The following is a 3394-nucleotide window of genomic DNA, read 5'->3' on the forward strand; positions in this document are numbered from 1 at the left end:
GGTCCTGCTGGGCGTGGCCGGGGTCAGCCCGGTGATCAGCAGACCGTTCCTCGCCGTCGTCCGGGCGGGCTACGCCCGGGTCTTCGGCAGCGTCGGCAACCTCGCCGGGCTCAACTCTCTGCGCAACCCGCGCCGGACCACGGCCACCGCCTCGGCCCTGATGATCGGCCTGGCCCTGGCCGGCACGATGGCGATCATCGGCGACTCCGCGAAGGCCAGCGTCGACAAGGCGATCGCCGACAACTTCACCGGCGACTACGTGGTGAGCAACCTGTTCGGCCAGCCGTTCAGCCCGCAGGTCGCCCGTGAGATGGCGCAGGTGCCCGGGGTGGAGGACGTCCTCGCCCAGCGCTGGGCCTACGTCACCCTCGACGGCGAGGACGGCATGCTGGGGGCCGCCGACCCGGCGAAGCTCGGGAAGGCGCTGCGTGTCGAGATGCGCACCGGGAGCCTGGCCGACCTCTCCGACGGCACCGTCCTGGTCTCGCGGGGCTACGCCGACGACCACGGGCTGCAGGTCGGGGACACGGTCACCGCCGAGGTGCCGTCCGGCACCCAGGAGTACGCCGTCACGGGCGTGTTCGAGGACAACCCGCTGGTCGGTGTGCCGGTGCTGACCACGCCGCAGACGCTGCTGGACGCCGGGTTCCAGGACGCCGACAACTACCTGATCATCACCACGAGCGAGAACAGCCCGCAGATGCAGCTGGCGCTGGAGGACGTCGTGGCGGACCTGCCGATCGTCACGGTGAAGGACCAGGCCGGGTTCGCGGAGGAGCAGCGGGGGCCCATCGACCAGCTCGTGCTGATGATCTACGCCCTGCTCGGGCTGGCGCTGCTGATCGCCTCGCTCGGCATCATGAACACCCTCGCCCTCTCCGTGATCGAGCGCACCCGGGAGGTGGGGCTGCTGCGGGCCATCGGCCTCAGCCGCCGACAGCTGCGCCGGATGATCACCCTGGAGTCCGTGGTGATCGCGGTGCTCGGCGCGGTGCTCGGCGTGCTGCTGGGCAGTGCCTTCGGGGCGGCGATGATGTACGCCCTCCGGGACGAGGGCCTGGAGGTGATCAGCATCCCCTTCGGCCAGCTCACCGTGTTCCTGGTGCTCGCTGTGCTGATCGGTGTGGTCGCGGCGATCCTGCCCGCCCGGCGGGCCGGCAGGCTCGACGTGCTGACGGCGATCGCCACCGAGTAGCGAACGCGCCGCCGGTCACGTCACAGGTTCACCCATTCCGCGGACACGTGGACCCCGTCGGCCCTAGAGTTCCGGCCGTGGACGATGTGATGGTGACGCGAACCCGCGCACTCAAGCACGTCCAGGTGCGCGAGTACGTCCGCACCCTCGTGGACGGCCTGGAGCCCGGGGCGCCGGCGCCGTCGGAGAGGGAGCTGGTCACCCGGTTCGGCGTCGCCCGGATGACGGTGCGGCAGGCGATGGACGCCCTCGTCAGCGAGGGGCTGCTCGAGCGGATGCCCGGCAAGGGCACCTTCGTCGCACGCCCCCGGCGGGGGGTGCAGCGCCCGATCGGCTTCTCCGAGGAGATGCAGCGACGCGGTCTGCAGCCGGAGTCCCAGACGCTGCTGTCGCGCATCGAGCAGGCCGGCCCCGGCGTGGCCCGGGCGCTGGGCATCACCGAGGGCGACGCCGTCTTGCACTGGCGGCGGCTGCGTCGCGCCGACGGGGCCCCGATGTGCCTGCAGGACTCCTTCCTCAACGAGGTGCTGCTGCCCGGCTTCCACCAGAAGCACATGCCGACCAGCCTGTTCGACGCGCTCGCGCTCCGCGGGCTGCGACCGACGTGGGTCGAGGACGCGATCTCCGCGGGACCGGCCACCGCCGACGAGGCCGCCCTGCTGGAGGTCGAGGAGGGGGCGCCGCTGCTGCGGGTCGCCCGCCGGGGCGTGTGCGGCGAGGTCACCGTGGAGGTGTCCCGCTCCGCCTACCGGGCCGACCGCTTCACGATGTGGGTCCAGCTCGGCGAGGACGGCTGACCGGTCCACGGGACTCAGTCGCAGCGGTCCAGCCGGCCCAGCGCGCACACGGTGGTGCCGGCCTGCTCGCACACCCACACCGGGTCCGGGCCACCCAGGTCGGGATGGATGTGCAGGGTGTGCACCGGCACACCCTCCCCGCACCGGTGGCACGTCGGCCACCGGGCGGTCCCCTCGAGCAGCGCGTCCTGCACGTCCTGGGCCACCAGCCCGGCGACGTACACCGCGCCCTCCGGCCACTGCTCGGCCCACCACTGGCGCTGCGACAGCGCGTCCTCCAGCATCGAGACCGCCGCCGCGGTGTCCTGGTGCCGGGCCCGCAGGTCGGCGAGCACCGCGGCGCGGGCGGCCAGGAACAGGGCGTGGTCCACCTCCCCATTGTGCGCCCCCGGTGCTGACCCCGGCGGGTCGCAGCGACGCCCAGCGCCCGGCGTACTCGTCTCGCGGTCGGCGTGCTCCTAGAGTTCGGGTATGGCGTACGGGCTCCTCGAGGTGGCGGTCGAGCACGCCCGGGACGTGCCCGGTGCGGTGTCGGGCGGTGCTGACCGGCTGAGCCTGGCGGTCGGAGGGGACGCGGGTCCGCGCTCCCCCGACCTGGCCGCCGCGTCCGCGGTGCTCCGCGAGAGCGACGTGCCGGTGCGGGTGCTGCTGCGCCTCAACGACTCCTACACGACCACCGGGGGTGAGTTCACCCGGCTGGTCGGCCTGGGCGAGGAGTACCTCGCCCTCGGCGCGGAGGGTGTCGTCCTCGGGTTCCTCGACGCCGACCTGGAGGTGGACGCCGCCACCTGCGCGGCGCTCGCCGAGGCGCTGCCCGGGGTGCCGTGGACCTTCCACCAGGCCATCGACGCCACCTTGGACCCGCGCCGGTCCTGGCGCCGGGTCCGCACGCTGCCCGGACTCACGGCGGTCGCCTCGGGCGGCTCGCCCCAGGGGCTGTCCCACGGGTACGACGAGCTGCTGGCGCTGGCCGAGGAGGATCCCGAGGTCGCGCGGCTGCTGATGCCTGCCGGCGGCCTGGTGGCCGAGCAGGTGCCCTGGTTCGTCCGGGCGGGGGTGCGGCAGTTCCAGGTCGGCCGCCAGGTGCGCCCCGGCGGGTCCTCCCGTGCGTACGTCGACGCCGGGCTGGTCCGGTCCTGGCGGCTGCTCCTGGACAGCACGGCGGGGCACCCGGCCGGATGACCCGCCAGCCATGACGCTGCTCATCGACCCGCCCAACGCCGCCGGACACGGCAGGCTGTGGTCGCACCTGGCCAGCGACCGGTCCCTGGAGGAGCTGCACGCCTTCGCCCGCTCCGTGGGGGTGCCGGAGCGGGGCTTCGACCGCGACCACTACGACGTGCCGGCCGAGCACTACGCGGCGATGGTGGCCGCGGGGGCGGTCCCGGTGACCTCCCGGGAG

The 3394-nt window shown here is 73.7% G+C and carries 5 protein-coding genes; 4 read left to right on the forward strand and 1 reads right to left on the reverse strand.

All coding sequences use genetic code 11. The annotated features are described in order from the left end of the window. Both PLP61_RS13560 and PLP61_RS13565 read left to right on the forward strand, forming a co-directional pair. On the forward strand, window positions 1-1195 hold a 1195-nt coding region (locus PLP61_RS13560), incomplete at its 5' end, for an FtsX-like permease family protein (protein WP_324503267.1). Window positions 1196-1272: 77 nt separating this feature from the next. Continuing rightward, a complete protein-coding gene (locus tag PLP61_RS13565) occupies window positions 1273-1992 on the forward strand; it encodes a GntR family transcriptional regulator (RefSeq protein ID WP_324503268.1) in 720 nt (239 codons plus the stop codon). A gap of 14 nt (window positions 1993-2006) precedes the next feature. On the opposite strand, the gene PLP61_RS13570 is transcribed toward PLP61_RS13565, so the two are convergent. Then, window positions 2007-2363 carry a DUF8819 family protein gene (locus PLP61_RS13570; RefSeq protein ID WP_324503269.1) on the reverse strand — a complete coding sequence of 119 codons (357 nt, stop codon included), beginning with the start codon at window positions 2361-2363 and terminating at the stop codon, window positions 2007-2009. A 100-nt stretch (window positions 2364-2463) separates the two neighbouring features. Between PLP61_RS13570 and PLP61_RS13575 the strand changes: the two genes are divergently transcribed. After that, a complete protein-coding gene (locus PLP61_RS13575; protein WP_324503270.1) occupies window positions 2464-3174 on the forward strand; it encodes a copper homeostasis protein CutC in 711 nt (236 codons plus the stop codon). Between the two features lie 10 nt (window positions 3175-3184). Further along, the coding region (locus tag PLP61_RS13580; protein ID WP_324503271.1) for a DUF4031 domain-containing protein at window positions 3185-3394 on the forward strand (210 nt) is incomplete at its 3' end.

It is taken from the genome of Nocardioides sp. (assembly GCF_035429765.1).
Lineage (GTDB): Bacteria > Actinomycetota > Actinomycetes > Propionibacteriales > Nocardioidaceae > Nocardioides.

Excerpts from the sequence above, each read along its gene's own strand:
- PLP61_RS13575 (WP_324503270.1), top strand. The coding sequence starts at position 2,464 with ATGGCGTACGGGCTCCTCGAGGTGGCGGTCGAGCACGCCCGGGACGTG.